This window comes from Microbispora sp. CA-135349 (assembly GCF_050947365.1).
Classification (GTDB): Bacteria; Actinomycetota; Actinomycetes; order Streptosporangiales; family Streptosporangiaceae; genus Microbispora.
The window spans coordinates 6,902,128-6,924,732 of the sequence record NZ_CP192001.1; the positions used below are offsets into that span (position 1 = coordinate 6,902,128).

Below are 22,605 nucleotides of genomic sequence, written 5' to 3' on the forward strand. Positions count from 1 at the left end.
TCTCGTTCTCGCCCCAGCGCCAATGCCACGCGGGGCCGCCGCCGGTTGGCTTTGCGACATGACCCCAACCGACATGACACAGACCGGCACGACCCCAACCGACATGACACAGGGCACGACACAGGCGACCGGGCAGGCGGTGCTGCTCGACGCGGTCCGCGTGGTGTACGGCACCGGCCCCGGTGCGGTGACCGCTCTCGACGACGTGACCCTCGGCTTCCGCACGGGGACCTTCACGGCCGTGATGGGGCCCTCGGGCTCCGGCAAGTCCACACTGCTGCACTGCGCCGCCGGGCTCGACCGGCCGACGACCGGGACCGTCCTGATCGACGGCGCCGACCTCGGCCCGCTGAACGAGAAGGCGCTCACCCTGCTGCGGCGGGAACGCGTCGGCTTCGTCTTCCAGGAGTACAACCTGATCGACGCGCTCACCGCCGAGGAGAACGTGGCGCTGCCCCTGCGCCTGGCCGGCCGCCGCCCCGACCCGGCCGAGGTGCGCGACGCCCTCGCCGAGGTCGGTCTGGCCCACCGGGCCGGTCACCGGCCCGCCGAGCTGTCCGGCGGCGAGCGTCAGCGGGTCGCGATCGCCCGCTCGCTCATCAGCAGGCCCGCCGTGCTCTTCGCCGACGAGCCGACCGGCGCGCTCGACAGCGTCGCGTCCCGCGCGGTCATGGAACTCCTGCGCGGACTCGTGGACACTCGCGGGCAGACCGTCGTCATGGTCACGCACGACCCCGCCGCCGCTGCGTACGCGGACCGGGTCGTGCTGCTGGCGGACGGCCGGCCCGCCGGGGAGCTGGGCCGGTCGACCGCCGCCGAGATCGCCTCCCGCATGGCCCTGCTGGAGGAGCGATGCTGAGCACCCTCCCACTGCTGCGTCCCCTGCTTCGGGGCCGGTTGACGGGGCTCGTGGGCAGTCTCGTCGCGCTGTGCCTCGGCACCGTGATCCTCTCGGCGACCGCGCTGCTGCTGACCTCCGCCGGCCCGCGCGTGCCCGAGCGGTACGCCGCCACGCCTCTCCTCGTCCGGAGCCCGGGGACGGCGCCCGCGGGCGAGGGCCTATTCGCCGAGAACCGGCCCTGGTCCCCCGAAACCGTCGACTCGCTGGTCCGCGCGCTGACATCCGTGCCCGGCGTCACGGCGGCCGTCCCCGACCGCGCCTTCTACGCCCAGGCCGTCGTCGGGGGCAGGCCGGCGGGCGCGCACGAGGCCCGGGGCTGGAGCACCGCGGCGCTGGCGCCGTACCGGCTGGTGGCGGGCCGGCCGCCGGTCCGTGCCGGAGAGGTGGTGCTCGGCCGGACGCTCGGGCTCGCGCCGGGCTCGCCCGTCATGCTGCTGACGGCGCGTGGGCCGGCGCCGTACAGGGTCACCGGTCTCACCGACGGCCCGGGCCCGTACGTGTCGGACGGCGAGGCCGCCCGGCTGGGGGGTGGCGTGCGGGTCATCGGGGTGCTCGTCGGACCGCGGGCGGATCTCGCCGACGTCCGGGCCGCGGTGGGGCGTGCCGTACGCGGGGCCGGGCCCGGCGCAGGGGCCGGGCAGGTGCTCGCGGGGCCGGACCGGGCGGCGGCCGAACCCGCCGCGGACGCGCGGACCCGCTGGATCGGCGTGCAGGTGCTGACCGCGATGGCGCTGCTCGGCGGCTTCGTGTCGGTGTTCCTGGTGGCGTCCACCTTCGCGTTCCGGGTCAACCAGCGGCGCCGGGAGTTCGGCCTGTTGCGGGCGGCCGGCGCGACCCCGCGCCAGGTCCGGCTGATCGTGTACGGCGAGGCGCTCGCCGTCGGCGCGGTCGCGGCCACGGCCGGGGCCCTGCTGGGCGTGGCCGTCGCGCCCGCCGTGGGCGGGGTGCTCGTCACGGCGGGCTTCGAGCCCGCGTCGTTCGGCGTGCGGTTCACCCCGCTGCCCGTGGCCGGAGCCGTGGCGGCCGGGATCGCGGCGGGCCTGCTCGGCGCGCTGGCCGCCTCGGGCCGCGCCGCCCGGGTCCGCCCGCTGGAGGCCCTGCGCGACCAGGCGGCGGGCGGCACGCCGATGACCAGGGTGAGATGGATCGCGGGCGTCGTGGCGGTCGCGGGCGGTCTGGCCCTGGCGGTGGCGAGCGGTTCCGCCCGGGAGGACTCCCTGGTGAACGACGTCCTGCTCGCCGCGATGGCGCTGATCGCCGGGCTCACCCTGCTCGCGCCGGTCGTCCTGCCGCCGCTCGTCCGTGCCTTCGCGTGGCCGATCTCCCGGCCGGCCGTGGGCATGCTGGCCGGGCGGAGCGCGATGACGGCCGTGCGGCGCACCGCCGCCACGGCGGCCCCGGTGCTGCTGGCGGTCGGCTTCACCGTGCTCGTCACCGGAATGGTGCGCACGACCGCCGCGGCGTACACCGTGAAGGGGGCGGCGGGCGGCGGCGCGGCGGCGGTGCTCGTGCCCGACGGCGCCCCCGGCCTGTCCGACGCGGCGCTCGCGGCGGCGGCCGGCTCGGCTCCGCTGCCCACCACCGTGTACGACAGCGCGCACGGCGGCAGGCCGCTCGCCGCGCTCGGCGACGGTCACCTTGCCGGGGACGAGATGACGGTCGCGGAGTGGGCCGCCCGGGACCACGGCTGGCGGAAGGGGGACGTCGTGCCCCTCGCCTTCGAGGACGGCAGGACGGTGCGCCTGCGGATCGGGGCGGTCCTGCGCGACGCGCCCGCCGAGGTGGTGATCGCCAGGGACACGGTCCGGGCGCACGACCCGTCGGCGCTTACCCCCGAGGCGTACGTGTCCCGGCCGGCCGGGATGGTCTTCCCGGGGGCGAAGACGGTGAGCGTCGCCGACCGCGCGGCCGGCGAGCAGGCGGAGGAGGACCGGCTCGTCTGGCTGTTCACGCTTCTGCTGGTCGGGGTTTCGGCCGGCTACGCCGGTCTCGCCATCGTCAACACGCAGGTGATGGCGGCGTCGGCGCGGGTACGCGACGTCGCGGTCCTGCGCCTGACCGGCGCGACGCCACGGCAGGCGATCGCGGCGACCGCGGCGGAGGCGGCTCTCGTCGCCGGGACCGGTGCCGTGCTCGGCTTCGCGGTCGCCGTTCCCTCGCTGCTGGGGATGCGCGCCGGGCTGGCGCAGATGGCCGGTGACGCCGTTCCTCTGGTCATCCCCTGGCCGGCCGTGGCGGCCGTCGTCGCCGCCTGTCTCATCATCGCCACCACACCCAGCACTATTTTCACGTTGAGCCCATTTCTCTCAATGCGCTCCCGTAAAACGCGTACAAGGGGGTAAAAGATCCAGAAATTGGCCGTCTACCAGGGCGGATGCATGATCAGGCAAAGAAACGTTCAACCCTCCGCCTGCTTATCGCAAGGGTTGTGATCCAACCCGCCCAGGCGGCCCGGATCCCGGATTGCCCTTATTAACATTTTTTTCCTGAGCATTGCATAACGGACACGAAGGGAGGGGTCATGGTGGGCCGGCTCGTGCCTTCCTTTTTACGCCCGCGCTCGATCCAGGCGCGGACCGCCCTGATGAGCGCGGTCGTCTCCCTCGTCGTCCTCACGGTGTTCGGGTTCGGTCTGGACATCGCCGTCCGCAACCGCATCCACAGTCATCTCTTCATGGACACCCAGCGGGTGGCCACCGACTGGATCGCCTCGATGGGCCCCAACGGCATCCCGCAGCCACCGGCCGCGCACGAGGACCTGGTGCAGCTCGTCGACTCCCGCAACCGGGTGATCACCGCCAGCCGGGCTGCGAGCGGCCGGGCCCCGCTGACCTCCCCCTTCCCCACGGGCCAGGACCGCCTGCAATACCGGATCGAATGCCCGGACGAGGGCCGGTGCGTCGTGCTCACCGCCGTACGGGTCCTGCCGGTGCAGTCCCGGCTGTTCTGGGGCGGCGAGCCGCACGCCGTGTACGCGGGAAGGACCGAGCCCGGCCTGCTGGCCTCGCGGCGGCTGGAACTGTTCATCGCGATCGGAGTGCTGCTGATGACCGCCGGATGGACCTGGGCGAGCTGGCGCGCCGCGGGCCGCACGCTGCGTCCGGTCAGGGAGATTCGCGAGAGGGTGACCGAGATCACCGTGCGCGACCTGAGCCTGCGCGTTCCCCAGCCGCCAGGGCGCGACGAGATCGCCGAGCTCGCGCGGGCCTCCAACGGCTTCCTCGAACGCCTCGACACCTCGGTGCGCCAGCAGCGGCACTTCGCCTCGATGGTCTCCCACGAGCTGCGGACCCCGCTCGCCGGGCTGCGCACACAACTGGAGGAGGCCCTGCTCTACCGCGAGGACACCGATCCCTACGAGACGATCCGTACGGCGGTGCGCACCACCGAGCGGTGCCAGGCGATCATCGACGAGATGCTCACGGTCGCCCGCGTCCGCACCGCGGCGACGGCCGAGCCCGAGCCGGTCGGCCTGGGGACGCTCGCGCGGGAGGAGGCCGCCGCCCGCACGGACGGCGTGCCCGTGCACGTCGAGGTCGAGGACGACGTGACCGTCCTCGGCAATCGGGTCCAGTTGTGCGGCGTGCTGACCAACCTGCTGGTCAACGCCCAGCGCCACGCGTACAGCAGGGTCGACGTCACGGTGGGGCGGGCCGGGGACGAGGCGGTCGTGACCGTGCTCGACGACGGCGACGGCATCGCGCCGGAGGACCGCGAGCGGGTCTTCGAGCCGTTCGTCCGGCTGAAGGACGGGCGCCGCCGCGACCCCAAGGGCACCGGGCTCGGCCTCGCCCTGTGCCGCGTCACGGCGGACGCGCACCACGGAACGCTCAAGGTCGAGGACTCCCCGCGCGGCGCCCGCTTCGTCCTGCGCCTGCCGCTGCCCGCGGACATCTCACTCGTGGGCGGCGGGCAGGTCCTCAGCCACTGACGACGGTGGCCAGGGTCAGCGCGAAGTCTCCGGCGCTGTCGGTGTACCAACGGCAGACCGCGAACCCGGCCCGGGACAGCTCGTCGAGCACGCCCTGCCTGCGGAACTTCGCGCTGATCTCGGTGCGCATCTCCTCGCCCTCGGCGAAGGAGGCCGTGAGACCGAGCGCCCTGATCGGGACCTCCATGGGCCGGGTCGCCCGCAGCCGCATCTCGATCCACTCGTTGTCCTCGTCCCACAGCGCGACGTGCTCGAACGCCTCCGGCTCGAAGCCGGCGTCGAGCTCCCGGTTGAGCACGTGCAGCACGTTGCGGTTGAAGGCGGCCGTCACGCCCTGCGCGTCGTCGTACGCCCTGACCAGGCGGGAGGGTTCCTTCACCAGGTCGGCGCCGAGCAGCAGGGTGTCCCCGGGCCGCAGGGTGGCACGCAGTTCCTTGAAGAACATCTCACGCGCGGCGGGCGGAAGGTTGCCGATCGTGCCCCCGAGGAAGGCCACCAGCCGCCTGCCGTTCCTCGGCAGCAGCGCCAGGTGCCGCTCGAAGTCGGCGCGCACCGGGCGCACGTCCAGGCCGGGATACCGCACGGCGAGCCGCTCCGCCGCGGCGGCCAGCGTGACGGCGTCCACGTCGACCGGCGTGTAGGCCCGCAGCGTCCCGGCGTTGGCCAGCGCGTCGAGCAGGAGCACGGTCTTCTCGCTGGTGCCCGAGCCCAGCTCGACGAGCGTGTCGGCGCGGGTGAGGCCCGCCACGTCGACGGCGCGGCGGCGCAGGATCTCCAGCTCGCGCCGGGTCGGGTAATACTCGGTCAGCCGGGTGATCCGGGAGAACAGCTCGCTGCCCGCCTCGTCGTAGAACCATTTCGGGGGCAGCCGTTTGGGTGACGAGGTGAGCCCGGCGCGTACGTCGTCCTCGAGAGCCTGGCGCAGGTAGTCGCCGCCGAGATGGTCGGTAACCATGGTCGCCTCTTTCAGTCGATGGATGTCACGGAAACGCCGTCGGGGGACGCGAGCAGCAGGCTGCGGTCGGGCACGGCCCGCCAGCCGGGCCGGTCGTCCAGCGGCTCGCTCGCGACCAGCACTCCCTCCTCCAGGTGCGTGAACAGGGTGTCGCCCCAGGCGACGGCGGCCACCTCCGTGCCGCCCGTGACCAGCAGGTTGAGCCGGGCCTGCGGGTCCCCCTCGGCGGCCGCGCGGACGACGGCCGGCAGGGTGTCGGTGAGCGGCACCCCGTCACGGAGCCGGGCGAACACCGCCGACGCGAGCCAGGCCGAGTCGCACATGCTCTCCGGATCGGCCGCGAGCGGGCGCAGCGCCTCGCGCCTGACCCGGCCGTTGTGGCTGAGCAGCCACCGGCCGTCGGCGAACGGAGCCGTGGCCGTCTCCTCGATCGGCATGCCGACCGTGGCCGACCTGACCGCGGCGATCAGGCACGACGACCGCGCCACCGCGGCGAGGCCGGGCATGTTGGCGTCCGCCCAGATCGGCACCGTACGGCGGTAGCGCACGGGCCTGGAGCCGTCGTACCAGCCGAAGCCGAACCCGTCGGCGTTCACGGTGCCGTACTTCTGCATGCGCGGCGCGTACGACTGGCGCAGCAGCCCGTGCTCCGGGTCGTCGATGAGCGAGGCCGCCGGCCGCACCGGGCCCAGCCACGCCGCGTGACGGCACACGGCCTACTCCTCCGAGCGGGCGCAGCGGAACCCGGCGAAGATCTGCCGCCGGATCGGATAGTCCCAGTTGCGGAAGGTCGTGCGGACGGCGGAGGGATGCGTGGCCCACGACCCGCCGCGCAGCACCCGGTAGGTCTCCCCGAAGAAGACCTTGCTGTACTCCTCGTAAGGGAAGCACCGGTAGCCGGGATAGGGCTGGAACCAGGAGTCGGTCCACTCCCACACGTCCCCGATGAGCTGCTCGACGCCGTAGGGGCTCGCTCCGTCCGGGTACGCCCCCACGGGCGCCGGCCGGGCGGCCCGGTGGCCGAGGTTGGCCTGACCGGGGCCCGGATCCGCGTCGCCCCAGGGATATCCGCGGCCCCCGCACGCCTTCTCCCACTCGGCCTCGGTCGGCAGGCGCTTGCCCGCCCACCGGGCGTACGCGTCGGCCTCGTACCACGAGACGTGCTGCACCGGCTCGTCCGGCGGCACGGGCTCCTCCCGGCCGAAGCGGACCCGCCACCAGGTGTCGCCGTCGCGCGTCCAGAACAGCGGGGCCTCGACGCCGTTGCGCTCGGCCCACTCCCGGCCCTGCGGCAGCCACCAGCGCGGGTCGCGGTAGCCGCCGTCCTCGACGAACTCCATGTACGCCGCGTTCGTGACGGGATGGCGGTCGATCCAGTAGCCGGGCAGGTACAACCGGTGCGCCGGCCGCTCGTTGTCGTACGCCCAGGCCACGGTGTCGGTGCCCATCGTGAAGACGCCGGCGGGAATGTGGACCTCCGAGTCACCGGCGGGCCGGCCCTGCGGCAGCGCGCCGTCGCGGACCAGGCCGGGCCGCCGGGACAGTTGCAGCGTGGCGAGCATGGTCTCGTCGTGCTGGTGCTCGTGCTGCAGCACCAGCCCGAAGACGTAGCCCCCGGACCGCAGCGGATCGGGATCGGTCAGATCCGCCAGGTCGAGGACGTCGAGCACCCGCCCGCGTACGCCGGAGATGTACTTCCTGGCCTCGGCCGGGCCGAGCAGCGGCAACGAGGGCCTGTCCTTGCGCGGATACTTGAACGCGTCGTAGAGGTCGTCGATCTCCGGGCGCAGCGGCTCGATGCCGCCCACCTCGCGCAGCACCCACAGCTCCTCGTAGTTCCCCACGTGCGCGAGGTCCCACACCAGCGGCGACATCAGGGGCGAGTGCTGGCGCACGAGCACGTCGTCGTCGGCGTCGGTGTAGGTGAGCGACCGCGCGCGCACGGCCTCGAGTTCGGCCGCGATCCGCTCCTTCAGGCCGGTCGGGCCGGCGTTGCCCAGGACGGCGTCGAGATCGGTCACGCGTACATCTCCTCCATCTGGTCGGCGGCCGGCGATCGGCCGGATTCGATGTGCCGGGAGGCGAACGCGCGAACCCGGGCCACCAGCCAGGGTTCGGCCCCGAGGCGGGGCAGTGCCTCGGCGGCGGCGCGGAAGCAGGCGGAGGCGGACCGGCGCAGGCCGGGGTCGGCGAGGCCGAGGCGCGCGGCGTCCGCCCACCGGTGGGCGACCGGCCGGGCCGCCTCGATAGCGATCCCGGCGGCCCGGTCGTCGGTGACGAGCGCGTGGACGACGGCCGCGCACACGGGCCACTCCCCGGCGCCCTGCGCGTCGAGGTAGCGCACCTCCAGCCAGCCCCGGGGCCGTACGGGCGGGAAGAGCGTGGTGGCGTGGTAGGCGAGGTCGTCCTCGGCGGGGGGACGCCCGGCCACGCGGGCGAAGTCGCGGAACGCCGAGCCGTCCAGGACCGGCAGGAAACGGCCGTCCTTCCGGACCAGCATGAGACGGGCGTCGAGAAGATAGCGCGCCCAGTCGTTCACCGGGTCGCCGTTCTGTGCGACCGGCGCGGTCCTGCTCGGGTCGAGCCTGCTCCACACGGCCTGCCGGCCGGAGGCCCACCCACCGGCGGGTGAGTTGGCGAAGGCCGCCAGCAGCACCGGGCCGAGCACATGGGCGCGTTCCCAGCGGGCCCGGGGGTCACCGCCGAAGTCCAGGTTGACCTGGATCGACGCGGTCGAGCACATCATCGCCTGCCCGTGCGGACGGCCCAGGAAGGCGTCCATCGCCTCATATCTGGGCTCTCGTAACTGCCGCAGGGGCGGGCGCAGCACGTCCAGCCCGCGGCCGCCCAGCCGCAGCCCGGCCCGGGCGAGCGCGAGCCGTACGGCGTCGACGTCGGCGGTGAGCTTGGCGATGGCGGCGGGCAGGACGTCCGGCGGGGCGGACAGTTCGAGCTGCCCGCCCGGTTCGAACGTCACCCGGCTGCCCCCGGGGAGCACGGGGAGCGCTTCGGCGGTCCGGGCGATGGGGACGTGCAGCGCCGGGTCCTCCGCGTCGAAGACCAGGAACTCCAGCTCGACGCCCAGCCGGTCGGAGGTGACCCCGCGGAAGCAGTTCCGGGCGTACCCGTGCACGTCGGTCATTCGCCCCCCATCAGGCCGAGGTTTACGTGACTCGGTCGTGCCGAGTCAACTTTCCCCGCAATGTCCCCTTTCAACCTGAAACCCACTGAAACAGTGCGTTAACACAGGTCACGCGGAGGCGGAGGTCGCCCATTCCTCGTCGCGCATGCGGATCATGGAGACGCCGACGATGCCGAAGACCACCAGCAGGATGACCGGGCCGCCGAGGCCCAGCACGAGGTTCCACGCGCTCGCGCCGAACAGCCAGACGAGGATGCCGACGAGCACGCCGGCCGGGAACCACCACCCGGCCTGGCCACCCCAGGCGTACGCGACGGCCACGAGGATGAGGCCGAGGAACGACCCGATCATGCCGGGCATCTGCCAGGCGATGGTCATCGCGGGCTGCGCCGCGTCCTGCATGAGCTTCTCCGCCTGGTCGACCGGCAGCATCCGGAACGCCACGATGTCGAAGAAGTCCGAGATCATCAGCGCCGAGAAGTTGATGAGGCCGAGGACCGCGACCACGCCCGCGATGTTGGCGAGCACCACGCCCTTCCTGCGTACGAGGTGGACGAGGCCGATGACGCCGGGCACCCACAGGATCCACGCGTAGTGGAGGAGCGTCGCGCTGACGCCCACGGCGCCCGGGTTGTGCGCGTACGCCAGGGGGTCGTCGACCCCGGGCTCGGACGGATCGGCGGCCATGCCGAGGAGCAGGCACAGCGGGGCGAGGATGAGGCTCGTGCCCGCCGCGACGCGGCGGAAGGTGTTCGCGTTGGTAAGCATGCGGAGGACCGTACGAAGCGGTCCCCCGCGCGGTCGTCAAAGCGCGCTTTGACCCCTTGTCCACCTACAGGCGGATTTCCCGCTCCCGGCATCCCCCGCCGACGTTGCCGGGGATAGTTCACCCGGTCGCAAGACCCGTACATGCGAGCGGGCAGCGAGGAGGTCCCGACGTGGCCAAACTTCAGCCGACCACGAGACGTTCGCCGCCGAAGTCGGCGACGATCTCCATTCGCCCACCCAAAGCTCTGATGTAGGCGGCCAGGGTTCTCAGCTCACTGGCGTCGACCTTGGCGCGTTCGATGGCCGAGACACGCTCCTGGCGCACGTTCATCCGCTCGGCGACCTCGGCCTGCGTCAGTCCCAGGCGCTTGCGCATCTCGGCCAAGCGGTGGGCTCGGCTGACGTTGACGAGGGCCTGAGCGCCCTCCTCGACCTCCGCGCGGTCAGCCGCGTCAGGAAAGAATGCCGAGAGGAAGCCTTCGCGATCGTAACTGTGTGTGCTGCTCATGGCTCCGTCTTTTCCTTCAGATAGGTCGCGTACCGGTCTTCGGCGAGAGGGATCGCTTGGCGGTACCAATTCGTCCTGCCCACGTCCTCGCGCGAAGAGGAAGTGCCGCCATCCTGCGCGTCAGGAAGGAGATGCCTCCCTTGGCCTTGGGTCACGATCTGTGACGGAAGCCGATGGAGTGCCGGGCCGCAACTCGATGGACTGCAGCCAGGCGTTGTGGATGCGCTCACCGGGAGGCTCGTCGACGTGCGCCTCCATGCACCAGGGCGGACACGACCGACGCGGACGCTCGACCAGTGCACGTCGGCCTAATGTGACGATCCGGATCCTGCCCTACTCCGCCGGAGAACACGCGGGCCTGGAGGGCGCGTTCACCGTGCTCTCCTTCGCCGAGGAAGAAGATCCGGACGTCGCCTACGTCGAGGGCACCGCAGGTGATGTCTACGTCGAGAGCACCGATCACGTGGACCGCTACAGGTCAGCCTTCGAGCAGATATGCGATGCAGCCTTGCCGACGGAAGAGAGCTTGAAGCTGATCTCCGACGCCAAGGACAATCTGTCTCATGACTGACCTGTCGATGGCTATCTGGCGTAAAAGCAGCTTCAGCGGCAGCGGGAACAATTGCGTCGAGGTGGCGACGAACGTGCCGGGGCTGGTGGCCGTGCGGGACAGCAAGGACCGCTCGGGCCCGGTCCTGGCCTTCACCCCGAGCGAATGGAGCGCCTTCATCGCGGGCGTGAAGAACGGCGAGTTCGACGACTGATCGCGCAGGCACCCCGGGACCCGTCGCCCTCGGCGACCGGGCCGCACCGGGAGTGGTGTGCCCCTTTTGTCACATAATGGGCGTCAATAACTGACCGGATGGCGGCTACTGTCTGCGTCATGCTCCACCGCCGTTCCCCCACTCTCGTCGACTGGCTCGTCGCGGTGGCCGTGGGCCTGTTCGCGATCGCCGAGGAGATCGGCGGGCGCTCGATGGGTCCGTCCCGCGAACACCTTCCCCTCTGGATCGCCGCCGGGGTCGTCACCGCCGTCGGGGTGCTGTTCCGGCGACACGCCCCCTTCGCGATCCTGTGCGTCTACTCCGCCCTCAACGTCCTGCTGTTCGTCCTGGCCCCCCAGATGGCGGCGGCCTGGCAGTTCTACACCGAGCTCGTGCTGCTGTTCACCCTGCTGTCGGAGGTACGGCCGGGCAGTGTGAAGGCCGTGACCGGCATGGTCGCGAGCGGTGCGTACGTCGTCTCCATGCTGGCGGCCTCGTCCCCGCCGGCCGGGTGGGGCGACATCGCCGTGGCGGTGGTGATGTCCGCGATCGCGGCCGGAGCCGGCCTGGCCGTACGGCGGCACCGCGTGATCGCCGCGCAGGCCGCCGAACGCGGCGAACTGCTGGCCCGCGAGGCGGTGTCGGAGGAGCGCGCCCGCATCGCCCGCGAACTGCACGACATCGTCGCCCACAGCGTCAGCGTGATGACCATGCAGACCGGCGGCGTACGGCTCATGCTGCGCGAGGACCAGGAACGCGAGCGGCAGGTGCTCGCGTCGATCGAGGAGACGGGCCGCGGCGCCGTGGACGAGTTGCGCCGGATGCTCGGCCTGCTGCGCGGCCCGAGCGCCGACTCGGGCCCGCAGGCCGGCCTCGACCGGCTGGACGACCTGCTCGACCAGGTCAGGGCGGCGGGGCTCGACGTGACCCTGGAAGTGCGCGGGGATCCGGTGCCGCTGCCCGCCGGACTCGACCTGTCGGCCTACCGCATCGTGCAGGAGGCGCTGACCAACGCGCTCAAGCACGCCGGCCCGACGCGGGCGACGGTCACCGTGGAGCACCGCCCCGGGGAGCTCCACCTGGAGATCGTCGACGACGGCCCGCGCCAGGGCAGGACGCGGGCGCGCGGCGCCGGAGGCGGGCACGGGCTCATCGGCATGCGGGAGCGGGCCGCGCTGTTCCACGGCACGCTCACCGCGGGACCGCTCGCCTCGGGCGGTTTCGGCGTCCGGGCGGTGCTCCCCCTGTGAAAGACGCTGTGAGAGACGCTGTGAACGGCCATCAGATCGGCATCCTGATCGCCGACGACCAGGCGATGGTCCGGGCCGGGCTACGGCTGGTGATCGGCACCCAGCCGGATCTCGACGTGCTGGGCGAGGCGTCCGACGGCGAGCGCGCCGTGGAGCTGGCCCGGAGCCTGCGGCCCGACGTCGTGCTGCTCGACATCGCGATGCCGCGGCTCGACGGCCTGGAGGCGGCCCGGCGGATCCTGTCCGCGCCCGCACCGCCGCGCGTGATCATGCTGACGACCTACGACACCGACGAGAACCTCGATCACGCCCTGCGCACCGGGGTCGGCGGCTTCCTGCTCAAGGTCTCGCCGCCCGAGCACCTGTTCGCCGCGATCCGCAGCGCCGCCCGTGGCGAGGTGCTGCTCGACCCCGCCGTAACCGGCCGGGTCGTCGACGCCTACCGCCGCGCCCAGCCCGCCGCGCCGCCGCCGGAGAGGGACCTCACCGCGCGGGAGGAGCAGGTGCTGCGCCTGGTGGCGCGGGGACTGTCGAACGGCGAGATCGCGAGCACGCTGTCGATCGGCGAGGCGACGGTGAGCACGCACATGAACCGCCTGCTGGCCAAGCTCGGCCTACGCGACCGCGCTCAGGCCGTCCGGTACGCCTACGAGTCGGGCATGATCCGCCCCGGGGATCCCTCGTCCTGAGCCGGTACCGTAGGTGCACATGACAGCTATCGACTCCACCACCTCGGGTGCGTACGGGATCGGCCTCGCCACGATCGCCGCCGACGGCACCGTGCTGGACACCTGGTTCCCCTTCCCCGCACTGGGCGAGCCCCCGGCCGTGGGCACCGAGCCGATCGCGGGCGAGGACCTCGGCGAGGGCATGGCGGAACTGGTGGGCCCCGACCCCGCCAGGGGCGTCGAGGTCGTGGCCGTGCGCACCGGCATCGCCGACCTGTCGGCCCCGCCGGCCGACGCGCACGACGTGTACCTGCGCCTGCACCTGCTGTCCCACCGCCTGGTCCGGCCGCGTACGGTCAACCTCGACGGGATCTTCGGGCTGCTGGCCAACGTGGTGTGGACCAGCCACGGCCCGTGCAAGGTGGAGGGCTTCGAAGAGGTGCGGCTGCGCCTGCGGGCCCGTGGCCCGGTGACCGTCTACGGCGTGGACAAGTTCCCGCGCATGGTCGACTACGTGCTGCCCTCCGGGGTGCGGGTCGCCGACGCCGACCGCGTACGGCTCGGCGCCCACCTGGCGAGCGGCACCACGGTCATGCACGAGGGCTTCATCAACTACAACGCCGGCACGCTCGGCGCCTCGATGGTGGAGGGCCGCATCTCCGCAGGGGTCGTCGTGGGCGACGGGTCCGACGTGGGCGGCGGCGCCTCGATCATGGGCACGCTGTCCGGCGGCGGCAAGGAGGTCATCTCGATCGGCGAGCGGTGCCTGCTCGGAGCCAACTCCGGCGTCGGCATCTCGCTCGGCGACGACTGCGTGGTGGAGGCCGGGCTGTACGTCACGGCGGGCACCAAGGTCACGCTGCCGGACGGGACGGTCGTTAAGGCGAAGGAACTGTCGGGCAAGTCGGGTCTGCTGCTGCGCCGCAACTCGACGACCGGGGCGGTCGAGGCGGTCTCCCGAGACGGCAGGGGCATCGAGCTCAACGCGGAGCTGCACTCCAACGACTAGTGCCGTGACCGACAAGGTTTGCCCGGAAGGAGCGGTGTCCAGAGTGGTGCATCGCAAGGCGGAGGAGGAGGTCGTAGCGGAGCCTACGGCCGACGACGACAACGCAGCGAGGTGCCGCTCTGGGCGACGCGACGGGGCAAAGATTGGCGGGAGGGGCACTGGAGACGCCAGACCCTGAGATGACCCTGAGTCTGCCCTGAACTTGGCCTTCGGCCCTGTGAACGGCGGTAGGGCGGCCCGTACGGTGAAGGTATGGGACGCATTCTCCTCATCGCCGCAGCCGTCATCGTCGGGTTCTTCCTTCTCGGTTCCGTCATCGGGCTCATCTTCGGCGCGCTGAAGTGGGTTCTGATCATCGGCGCGATCGCACTGATCGTGTCGGTCGTGCTCAAGCTCACGCGGAGCAGCAGGTCGGGTCACTACACCTGACCGGCCTGTGCACACGAAGGGGACGAAAAGGGGCGGGCCCCGTCGCGATCGCGACGGGGCCCGCCTTCTTGTGCGCCTACGCGGTTCCTCGGGTTACGAGAGCGGCGGGTAGGCGTTCTGCATGAGCTGCTGGAACTGGGCGGAGAACCAGTGGCCCGAGACCGGGGCGCCGCCGAGAGCACCGGACATGTTGTTGCCGTTCAGCGAGTTACCCGTGTAGGTCGGGTCACACATCCGGTCGAAGCCCTTGCCCTCGTCGTTGTCGATGGCGGAGCTGGAGCCGTCGGACTCACCCGGAGGCTTGATCCAGACGTAGGCGTCGAGACCGGCGGTGGGGTTCGCCTTCGGGCGCTCACCCATACCGGCACCGGACTGGTTGCACCAGTTGCCGGCGTGGATCCGGCGGTCGATGCGGGACTCGTTGACGAAGGTGTCCGGGTTGGTCGCCGTGCTCGCCTTGGTCGGACGGGCCGAGCCGCCCCAGCCGTTGCGGGAGGTGTCGATCAGCATGCCGATGGTGTTCGGGAAGCCCTTCGCCACCAGGGCGTTGCGCAGACCGACCGCGAAGGACTGCTCGTCCACGTACCAGTTCCAGTCGACCCACTTGGACTGGCGCACCGACTGGCCGCCCGGCGTGCTGTTGATGGTGAAGTACGGCTCGACCGTCGCGCCGAAGTTGGCGGTGTTCACGATGAAACCGTCGATGCTGTTCACGCCCGCGGTGGTGCCGGTCGCGACCTGGTGGAAGAGGTTCACCATCGGCTGGAAGTTGTTGTCCCAGCCGAGCCAGGCGTGGTGGGCCGCGTCCACGTAGGTGTAGACGTTCTTGATCGCGTGCAGCTTGTTCAGCGCGTACTGGACACCCTGGACGTAGGCGCCCGAGGACTGGGCCTCCTGGCACGCCTGGAACGCGTTCACGTTGGTGATCAGGTTCGGCAGCGAGTCGGGCTCGATGATCGTCACGATGCGGAGGTTGGAGTACTTCGAGTCCGCCATGATCCCGGCGATCACGTCGATGTACTCGGACTTGTACCGCGCGAGGCCGTTCTGCGCGATCTTCAGCTCACCGTTGGAGGCGAGCGCCGAGCAGTCGCGGTTCGGCAGGTCGTAGATGACGACCTGGATCGTGAGAGGCGTGTCGCCATTGGCCGCGTCCTGCTTGACCGCCTCATCGAGGTGGTCACGCAGGCCCTTGCTGTTGTTGCCGGCCGAGCCGGAGGTGATCGCGGCGATGCGGTCCAGCCAGACCGCCGTGGAGATGTTGGCCACCCGCGAGCCGCCCGGCTCGGACTTCGCGCTGGCCGACCAGTCCGGGTTCACGTAGCCCGTGGCGCCGACGTACGGGTTGTCCACGTGCTCACCGGGCGGCGGCGGCGAGGACGACGGAGAAACAGCCGGCGACGGGGACGCCGACGGAGAGGTTCCCGGCGACGGGGAGACCTGCGAGGAAGGGGAGACCTGAGGAGACGGGGAGATCGGCGGAGACGGCGACACCGGGGTCGTGCCGTTGCAGGCCACGCCGTTGATCTTGAAGTCGGTCGGCGCGGGGTTGCTGCCGCTCCAGGATCCGTTGAAGCCGATGCTCGTCGAGCCGCCGTTGGCCAGGGACTTGTTCCAGTCCATGGCCGTCACGGTCACGTTGCTGCCGGACTGGCTCCAGTTGCCCGACCAGCCCTGGCTGACCTTCTGGCTGCTGTTGGGGAAGGTGAAGGTGAGCGTCCAGTTGTTGAGGGCGTCACCCAGGTTCTGAATGGTCAGGTTGGCGGACATGCCGCCCTGCCATTCGCTGGCACTGTAGTTGACCTTGCAGGCGACCGCGGCACTCGCCGATGTGGCGGTGGCGACGGCCGCCGTGGCGCCGAGGGCGAGCACGGCCGCCGCGACCAGGCCGCGGCGCACCGTGGAGCCCACGGCTCCCGGTCGGGGGGTGGATCTCATTGGGAAGGTCCTCCTGGCGATGAATACCTGCGCTTGGGAGCGCTCCCACGAACCATAGGCACCACCCCCGGCGCCGTACAGGGACCCGTCAAGGGCCGCACCGCCGCGGCGGGACCGGCCGGCGTGCACCCGCCGTCCCATCAGGGCATCCATCGCCGTGTTACGACCGAAGTCGCCTGCCTGTTACTTGAAAGTTTCACCCATTCATAGGTGAAAAGCGTGGCCAGGGCCCGGATGTCGGATCTGAACCACTCCCCCGCCGAGCGACGCGCGACGACACCACCCCTACCTGCTCACGAGGGGATACGGCCCGGCGGGTAGCATCCGTGAGTCACACAAATCGCGAATGGGGATCGTCATGACCGTCAAAGTGACCGTCACCGGCGCGGCCGGCCAGATCGGTTACGCGCTGCTCTTCCGCATCGCCTCGGGCCAGCTCCTCGGGGCGGACACCCCGGTGAAGCTCAGCCTTCTGGAGATCCCGCAGGCCGTGAAGGCGGCCGAGGGCACCGCGATGGAGCTCGACGACTGTGCGTTCCCGCTGCTGCGGGGCATCGAGATCTCCGACGACCCGGCCAAGGCCTTCGACGGCGCCAACGTCGCGCTGCTCGTCGGCGCCCGCCCGCGTACGAAGGGCATGGAGCGCGGCGATCTGCTGGAGGCCAACGGCGGCATCTTCGGCCCGCAGGGCAAGGCCATCAACGACCACGCGGCCGACGACATCCGCGTGCTCGTCGTGGGCAACCCGGCCAACACCAACGCGCTCATCGCGCAGGCCTCGGCTCCCGACGTGCCGGCCGAGCGGTTCACCGCGATGACCCGTCTCGACCACAACCGCGCGCTCTCGCAGCTCGCGAACAAGCTGAACGTGCCGGTGACCGAGATCAAGAAGATGACGATCTGGGGCAACCACTCCGCCACGCAGTACCCGGACCTCTTCCACGCCGAGGTCGGTGGCAAGATCGCGGCCGAGCAGGTCGAGCAGGAGTGGCTGCGCGACACCTTCATCCCGACCGTCGCCAAGCGCGGCGCCGCCATCATCGAGGCGCGCGGCGCGTCGTCGGCGGCGTCCGCGGCCAACGCGGCGATCGACCACGTGTACGACTGGGTGAACGGCACGCCCGAGGGCGACTGGACCTCGGCCGCCATCCCGTCCGACGGCTCCTACGGCGTGCCGGAGGGCCTCATCTCGTCCTTCCCGGTGGTGTCCAGGAACGGCCGCTGGGAGATCGTCCAGGGCCTGGAGATCGACGCGTTCTCGCGGGAGCGCATCGACGCCTCGGTGAACGAGCTGGTCGAGGAGCGGGACGCCGTACGCGCGCTCGGTCTCATCTGAGAGCTCTCGCGCGAGGGGCGGGCCGGTCACCGGCCCGCCCCTCGCGTTTTCCCGGGCTTCCGCCCGTACGGTACGGCCTCGCCTGCCTGGGCAGTTGACGGGCATGGACGCGATGTACGACGTGGTGGTGCTCGGCCTGGGACCCGGCGGAGAGGACGTCGCGGGACGGCTCGCGGAGGCCGGACTCAGCGTCGCCGCGGTGGAGGCCGGGCTGATCGGGGGCGAGTGCGCCTACTGGGGCTGCGTCCCCTCCAAGATGATGGTGCGTGCCGCGGGACTGCTGGCCGAGGCGCGGCGGGTGCCCGGCATGGCGGGCTCGGTCCGGGTGTCCCCGCGATGGGCCCCGGTGATCGACCGGATCACCGGCGAGGGCACCGACGACTGGAGCGACGACGCCAGGGCGGAGCACTTCGAGAGTGCCGGCGTCGACCTCGTCCGCGGCCGCGGACGGATCACCGGGCCGCGGGAGGTGACCGTGGGCGGCCGGGTGCTGCGGGCCCGGCGCGGGATCGTCCTCGCCACCGGGACCAGCCCCGCCGTCCCCCCGATCGACGGGCTGGAGGGCACGCCGTACTGGACGAACCGCGACGCGGTCGCGGCGCGGCAGGTGCCCGAGTCGCTGATCGTGCTCGGCGGCGGAGCCGTCGGCTGCGAACTCGCCCAGGTGTTCGCCCGGTTCGGCACGCGGGTGTCGGTCGTGGAGACCGCCGACCGCCTGCTGCCGCAGGAGGAGCCCGAGGCGGGCGTGCTTCTGGCGCGGGTGTTCGCCGGCGAGGGCCTCGAGACGTACACCGGCGTCGCGGCCGAGCGGGTGCGGCACGACGACGGCGGCTTCACCCTCGGGCTGGAGGACGGCCGGACCCTCCGCGCCACGCGACTGCTGGTCGCCACCGGGCGCAGAGCCGACCTGGCCGCGATCGGCGCCGGCGACGCCGGCCTCGACGAGAGCGCCGGGTTCGTCACCGTGGACGACCGGATGCGGGCCGCCGACGGCGTGTGGGCGGTCGGCGACGTGACCGGCCGGGGCGCCTACACCCACGTCGCCGTCTACCAGGGCAGGATCGCGGCCCGCGACATCCTCGGCGAGGGCGGCCCGGCCGCCGACTACCGGGCGGTGCCCCGGGTCACGTTCACCGACCCCGAGGTGGGCTCGGTCGGCCTGACGGAGCGGGAGGCCCGGGAGGCCGGGCTCGACGTGCGGGTCGGCTTCGCCTCCGTCGACGAGTCGGCCCGCGGCTGGATCCACGGGGCCGGGCACGAGGGCTTCGTCAAGCTGGTGGAGGACGCGCGGCGCGGCGTGCTGGTCGGCGCCACGAGCGCCGGCCCGGCCGGCGGGGAGGTGCTCGGCGCACTCGTGGTGGCGGTGCAGAACGAGATACCGACGGGGCGGCTGCGGCACACGATGTTCGCCTACCCGACCTTCCACCGGGCGATCGAGGACGCGCTCGAGACGCTCGACGGAGCGGCGTACGCAATGGAGTTGTGACGAACCGGTGACGCCCCGGGCGGGTCCAATGCATGACCTCCTAGAAAGGGGAAAGTCATGCGGCACCCCACCTGGCCGATCTCATCGGTGCTGATCGGTCTCGCCCTGCCCGCGCTCACGATCTCCGCCGCGGCCGTGCCCGCCGCGGCCTCCCAGGCGGGCACCGCGCGGCACTCGGCCCACCACTCGATCCGGTACGCCTCGGTCGACGCCTGCACGGTCAAGGACTTGGGCTCCATCCCCTGCCACACCTGGCGGCTGGACCTGCTCGACGGCGAGCGGGTGGCGCTGAAGGACGCGATGGTGGCGCCGCTGAACGCCAAGGGCAAGCCGGTCAAGGAGATGCAGGCACCGCTCTCGGTCAGCGGCGACGGCGAGTCCGTGGCCTACTTCCGTAAGTCCGACCACCGCCTGGTGGTGCGCGAGTTCCACGGCTCTGCGCACGCCATGGGTCCTGTGCACGTCATGCCGAAGAAGCTTCTCCCGCGCGGCGTCGGCATGAACGAGGCGTGGATACGGCTCTCCCAGGACGGCGCCCGCCTGATCCTCGGCTACGGCGTGAAGGACGGCAGCAGCCGGGCCCGGATCTTCGACGTCCCGGGGGCGCGCGAAACCGGCGCGCTTGCGCCGTTCGGCACGTTCAGGGGCTTCAGCGGCGACGGCTCAGCCGTCCTCGTGGACCAGGGCACCGACGAGAACACCACCGAACTGGCCGTCTACGACACCACGGGCGGCGAGCTGGCCCGCGTCGTCCCGCCCGAGACGGTCGCCGTCAACCTCCCGTGGGGGCTGTCCTCCGACGGCCGCACGGTCGCGTTCGTCACCGCGGCCGGCAAGAAGGCGCGGCTGCGCTTCTACGACGCCACGACCGACCAGACGGGAGGCTCCGTCCGCTTCTCCCTGCCGTCGGACGCCTCGGTGGAGATGATCGACTGGACCGGGGAACACGAGGTGACGCTCCACCTCATCCGCTCGGCGAAGGTCGACCGCGTGACCATCCTCAGGGTCGACACCCGCACGGGCGGAACCCGGGTGCGTGACTCCTACAAGGTCCGGGCCGGCACCTTCACCTACCAGAGCTGCGGCGGCTGATCCTGCCACCGACCTCACCGTCACCCCTGCCATCGACCCTGCCGCCGCTACGGACATGGCCACCAGCGCCGCCACCTCGGAGACGACGGTGAGGCGCTGGGTGAGCCCGGCCGGCACCGTCCCGGGGTCGAGATTCAGCATCCGGAAGGCGTACGGCAGGACCACGAGGAGCAGCGAGCCGAGTGCGACGGTGCACAGCACGCGCACCAGGCGCGAGCGGGTGGCCCGGGCGACGAGCAGCCCGGCCAACGGCAGGCTGGCGAAGGCCGCGAAGGCCGCATAGCGGTGAATGTTGCCGGAGAGCGACAGCGGCAGCCCCTGCGGGTCGGTCGGGAACCCGGCCACCAGCAGCAGGCAGGCGCTCCACATGCCCACCAACAGCGCCGCACGCCGGTCCAGCCGGTTCATCCGGTCCAGCCGCATGGCCAGCACGGCCGAGCCCACGGCGATCGACGTCAGCGAGACCGGCAGCAGCCAGCCGTGCGGCGTGTAGAAATACTGACTGATCGTCGCCGTGAGCGGGTCGAGCCCCGCCACCAGATGTAACGCGAGCATCGCGGCGGCGCCGGTCGCCACCAGCGCGTATCCCAAGACCATCCCCATGACTCATCACTGTGGCCGCGGGGAGGGCGGCGGCCCATCGGAGATCCACCCGAGCCGCCCCTGAGGGAACCCCTAGGGATCTCAGGAGGCGTCGGCGGAATCGGCCGGGGCCGTCTCGGGGGTGGAGGCGCGGAACCAGCGGCAGCCGTACCTGCCCATGGGGAAGCGCGCCCGGCCGGAGTCGGAGATCTCGACCGTGCCGTCCACCAGCAGGTCGGTCAGCACCTTGGACGAGTCGAGCCCGTCCAGCGTGATCTCCACCTCGGCCTCGGTCTCGCCAAGGTTGTGCACGGCCACGACCGTCTCGCCGTCGCAGTCGGCCCGGTGGGCGAACACGGCGTCCACGCCGGTGTCGAGCACGGTGTACTCGCCCCACGCGAACTCCGGGCAGTCGCGGTAGTGCCGGATCAGCCGGGTGATCCACGACAGCAGCGAGTCGGGGTCGCGTTCCTGCGCGCTGACGTTGATCTTCTCGGGGCCGTAGTCCCCGGTGGGCATGGGGATCCGCACCTTCGAGGGGTCGGCGTCGCTGAAGCCGCCGTTGCGGTGCGGGGTCCACTGCATGGGCGTGCGGACGGCCTGGCGGCCCTCCAGCTCCAGGTTCTCCCCCATGCCGATCTCCTCGCCGTAGAAGAGCACCGGGGTGCCCGGCAGGGAGAACAGCAGGCTGTAGACCATCTTGATCCGCTCGATGTCGCCGCCCAGCATCGTGGGCAGGCGCCGGCGCAGGCCCCGGCCGAACAGCTGCATGTTCTTGTCCGGGCCGAAGGCCTGGAAGATCTCCTCGCGCTCGGCGTCGTTCAGCTTGTCGAGCGTGAGCTCGTCGTGGTTGCGGATGAACGTCGCCCACTGGGAGTCCTTGGGCGCCTTGGGGCGCTCCCGCAGGGCGGCGGCCAGCGGGCCGGCGTCCTCGCGGGCCAGCGACAGGTACGTCCGCTGCATGGTGATGAAGTCGAAGCACATGGTGATCTCGTCACCGAGATCGTTTCCGAAGTAGCGCACCAGGTCGTCGTACGGCAGGTTGACCTCGCCGAGGAGGATGGCGCTGCCGTCGCGGCGGCTGAGGAAGGCCCGCAGGCAGGCGAAGAACTCGTGCGGATCGGGCAGGTCGCCGCTGTCGGTGACCTGCTCGACGAGGAACGGCACGGCGTCCACCCGGAAGCCGGAAAGGCCCAGCTCCATCCAGAATCCGAGGATCCGGGAGATCTCGTCCTGCACCTCGGGGTTGGCGGTGTTCAGGTCGGGCTGGAACCGGTAGAACCGGTGGTAGTAGTACTGCTCGGTCTTCTCGTCGTACTCCCAGAGGCTGTCCTCCTTGTCGGGGAACACGACGCCCTTGGGATCGTCGGGCTCCGGCTTGTCGGACCAGATGTACCAGTCGCGATAGCGGGAGTCCCGGCTGGAGCGCGCCTCCTTGAACCAGGGATGCTGGTCGGAGGTGTGATTGACCACGAGATCGGCGATGACCCTGATGCCGCGGTCCCTGGCCACCCGCATGAACTCGACGAAGTCGCCGAGCGTGCCCAGTCGCGGGTCGACGTTGTAGAAGTCGGTGATGTCGTAGCCGTCGTCCTTGTCCGGCGTCGGGAAGAACGGCATCAGCCAGATGCACGTCACGCCCATCCGGTCCAGGTGGTCGATGCGCTGGATCGCCCCCCTGAAGTCGCCGATCCCGTCGCCGTTGCCGTCGGCGAATGTCTCGATGTCGAGGCAGTACACGACCGCGTTCTTCCACCACAGATCGGAGGTCATGCTCAATCTCATGACCGTTCCCGCTGCCCGGCAAAGGAACGGCAAAACATCCGGCCCGCGCCGCCGGAGCGGC

20 protein-coding genes and 1 pseudogene are annotated in these 22,605 nt (G+C 71.5%); 12 read left to right on the plus strand and 9 right to left on the minus strand.

What is annotated here, in order from left to right; genetic code table 11:
* Positions 1 to 58 precede the first annotated feature (58 nt).
* From ACQPZZ_RS31765 to ACQPZZ_RS31775, 3 genes are all read left to right on the plus strand, one after another.
* The gene (locus tag ACQPZZ_RS31765; protein ID WP_432925158.1) at positions 59 to 859 is read left to right on the plus strand and encodes an ABC transporter ATP-binding protein; all 801 of its coding nucleotides are present in this window, start codon (positions 59 to 61) and stop codon (positions 857 to 859) included.
* On the plus strand, positions 853 to 3,243 hold the full coding sequence (locus ACQPZZ_RS31770) for an FtsX-like permease family protein (RefSeq protein WP_432925160.1): 2,391 nt from the start codon (positions 853 to 855) through the stop codon (positions 3,241 to 3,243). The genes ACQPZZ_RS31765 and ACQPZZ_RS31770 overlap by 7 nt, the downstream gene beginning before the upstream one ends.
* Before the next feature lie 242 nt (positions 3,244 to 3,485).
* Positions 3,486 to 4,832 carry a sensor histidine kinase gene (locus ACQPZZ_RS31775; protein WP_432925162.1) on the plus strand — a complete coding sequence of 449 codons (1,347 nt, stop codon included), beginning with the start codon at positions 3,486 to 3,488 and terminating at the stop codon, positions 4,830 to 4,832.
* On the opposite strand, the gene egtD is transcribed toward ACQPZZ_RS31775, so the two are convergent.
* The 6 genes from egtD to ACQPZZ_RS31805 all read right to left on the minus strand — a co-directional run bounded on the left by egtD (position 4,822) and on the right by ACQPZZ_RS31805 (position 10,205).
* Positions 4,822 to 5,787 (minus strand): L-histidine N(alpha)-methyltransferase, encoded by a 966-nt coding sequence (gene egtD / locus ACQPZZ_RS31780; protein WP_432925164.1) that lies wholly within the window; start codon positions 5,785 to 5,787, stop codon positions 4,822 to 4,824. The genes ACQPZZ_RS31775 and egtD overlap by 11 nt on opposite strands.
* An 11-nt stretch (positions 5,788 to 5,798) precedes the next feature.
* On the minus strand, positions 5,799 to 6,500 hold the full coding sequence (gene egtC, locus ACQPZZ_RS31785; protein ID WP_432925166.1) for an ergothioneine biosynthesis protein EgtC: 702 nt from the start codon (positions 6,498 to 6,500) through the stop codon (positions 5,799 to 5,801).
* Between the two features lie 3 nt (positions 6,501 to 6,503).
* Entirely contained in the window at positions 6,504 to 7,808 is a 1,305-nt protein-coding gene (egtB, locus tag ACQPZZ_RS31790; protein WP_432925168.1) for an ergothioneine biosynthesis protein EgtB, read from the minus strand.
* Complete coding sequence (gene egtA, locus ACQPZZ_RS31795) at positions 7,805 to 8,929, minus strand: ergothioneine biosynthesis glutamate--cysteine ligase EgtA (protein WP_432925170.1); 1,125 nt, start codon at positions 8,927 to 8,929, stop codon at positions 7,805 to 7,807. The genes egtB and egtA overlap by 4 nt, the downstream gene beginning before the upstream one ends.
* 108 nt (positions 8,930 to 9,037) lie before the next feature.
* Positions 9,038 to 9,697, minus strand: a complete 660-nt coding sequence (locus ACQPZZ_RS31800) for a hypothetical protein (RefSeq protein WP_432925172.1) — start codon at positions 9,695 to 9,697, stop codon at positions 9,038 to 9,040.
* 181 nt (positions 9,698 to 9,878) lie between these two features.
* Positions 9,879 to 10,205 carry a helix-turn-helix domain-containing protein gene (locus ACQPZZ_RS31805; RefSeq protein ID WP_357016969.1) on the minus strand — a complete coding sequence of 109 codons (327 nt, stop codon included), beginning with the start codon at positions 10,203 to 10,205 and terminating at the stop codon, positions 9,879 to 9,881.
* Between the two features lie 256 nt (positions 10,206 to 10,461).
* Between ACQPZZ_RS31805 and ACQPZZ_RS31810 the strand changes: the two genes are divergently transcribed.
* The 6 genes from ACQPZZ_RS31810 to ACQPZZ_RS31835 all read left to right on the plus strand — a co-directional run bounded on the left by ACQPZZ_RS31810 (position 10,462) and on the right by ACQPZZ_RS31835 (position 14,325).
* A complete protein-coding gene (locus tag ACQPZZ_RS31810; RefSeq protein ID WP_432934616.1) occupies positions 10,462 to 10,776 on the plus strand; it encodes a Scr1 family TA system antitoxin-like transcriptional regulator in 315 nt (104 codons plus the stop codon).
* On the plus strand, positions 10,769 to 10,969 hold the full coding sequence (locus ACQPZZ_RS31815; RefSeq protein ID WP_432925174.1) for a DUF397 domain-containing protein: 201 nt from the start codon (positions 10,769 to 10,771) through the stop codon (positions 10,967 to 10,969). The genes ACQPZZ_RS31810 and ACQPZZ_RS31815 overlap by 8 nt, the downstream gene beginning before the upstream one ends.
* 119 nt (positions 10,970 to 11,088) lie before the next feature.
* The gene (locus ACQPZZ_RS31820; protein WP_432925176.1) at positions 11,089 to 12,219 is read left to right on the plus strand and encodes a sensor histidine kinase; all 1,131 of its coding nucleotides are present in this window, start codon (positions 11,089 to 11,091) and stop codon (positions 12,217 to 12,219) included.
* Positions 12,220 to 12,239: 20 nt separating this feature from the next.
* The gene (locus tag ACQPZZ_RS31825; RefSeq protein WP_432925178.1) at positions 12,240 to 12,908 is read left to right on the plus strand and encodes a response regulator; all 669 of its coding nucleotides are present in this window, start codon (positions 12,240 to 12,242) and stop codon (positions 12,906 to 12,908) included.
* A gap of 19 nt (positions 12,909 to 12,927) precedes the next feature.
* The gene (gene dapD / locus ACQPZZ_RS31830; RefSeq protein ID WP_432925180.1) at positions 12,928 to 13,896 is read left to right on the plus strand and encodes a 2,3,4,5-tetrahydropyridine-2,6-dicarboxylate N-succinyltransferase; all 969 of its coding nucleotides are present in this window, start codon (positions 12,928 to 12,930) and stop codon (positions 13,894 to 13,896) included.
* A gap of 252 nt (positions 13,897 to 14,148) precedes the next feature.
* Complete coding sequence (locus tag ACQPZZ_RS31835; protein ID WP_169986612.1) at positions 14,149 to 14,325, plus strand: hypothetical protein; 177 nt, start codon at positions 14,149 to 14,151, stop codon at positions 14,323 to 14,325.
* A gap of 93 nt (positions 14,326 to 14,418) precedes the next feature.
* On the opposite strand, the gene ACQPZZ_RS31840 is transcribed toward ACQPZZ_RS31835, so the two are convergent.
* A complete protein-coding gene (locus ACQPZZ_RS31840; protein ID WP_432925182.1) occupies positions 14,419 to 16,263 on the minus strand; it encodes a glycoside hydrolase family 6 protein in 1,845 nt (614 codons plus the stop codon).
* Positions 16,264 to 16,621: 358 nt separating this feature from the next.
* Between ACQPZZ_RS31840 and ACQPZZ_RS31845 the strand changes: the two genes are divergently transcribed.
* The 3 genes from ACQPZZ_RS31845 to ACQPZZ_RS31855 all read left to right on the plus strand — a co-directional run bounded on the left by ACQPZZ_RS31845 (position 16,622) and on the right by ACQPZZ_RS31855 (position 20,177).
* Complete coding sequence (locus tag ACQPZZ_RS31845; protein ID WP_363645883.1) at positions 16,622 to 17,599, plus strand: malate dehydrogenase; 978 nt, start codon at positions 16,622 to 16,624, stop codon at positions 17,597 to 17,599.
* Positions 17,600 to 17,702: 103 nt separating this feature from the next.
* A complete protein-coding gene (locus ACQPZZ_RS31850; protein ID WP_432934618.1) occupies positions 17,703 to 19,085 on the plus strand; it encodes a dihydrolipoyl dehydrogenase family protein in 1,383 nt (460 codons plus the stop codon).
* A gap of 57 nt (positions 19,086 to 19,142) precedes the next feature.
* Positions 19,143 to 20,177 carry a hypothetical protein gene (locus tag ACQPZZ_RS31855; RefSeq protein WP_432934703.1) on the plus strand — a complete coding sequence of 345 codons (1,035 nt, stop codon included), beginning with the start codon at positions 19,143 to 19,145 and terminating at the stop codon, positions 20,175 to 20,177.
* Between the two features lie 108 nt (positions 20,178 to 20,285).
* Here the strand turns inward: ACQPZZ_RS31855 and ACQPZZ_RS31860 are convergent.
* Together ACQPZZ_RS31860 and ACQPZZ_RS31865 are read right to left on the minus strand one after the other, a co-directional pair.
* Positions 20,286 to 20,780 (minus strand): annotated as a pseudogene (locus tag ACQPZZ_RS31860) (DUF998 domain-containing protein); the annotation flags it as partial.
* An 81-nt stretch (positions 20,781 to 20,861) separates the two neighbouring features.
* Complete coding sequence (locus ACQPZZ_RS31865) at positions 20,862 to 22,532, minus strand: alpha-amylase family protein (RefSeq protein ID WP_432925185.1); 1,671 nt, start codon at positions 22,530 to 22,532, stop codon at positions 20,862 to 20,864.
* Positions 22,533 to 22,605 lie beyond the last annotated feature (73 nt).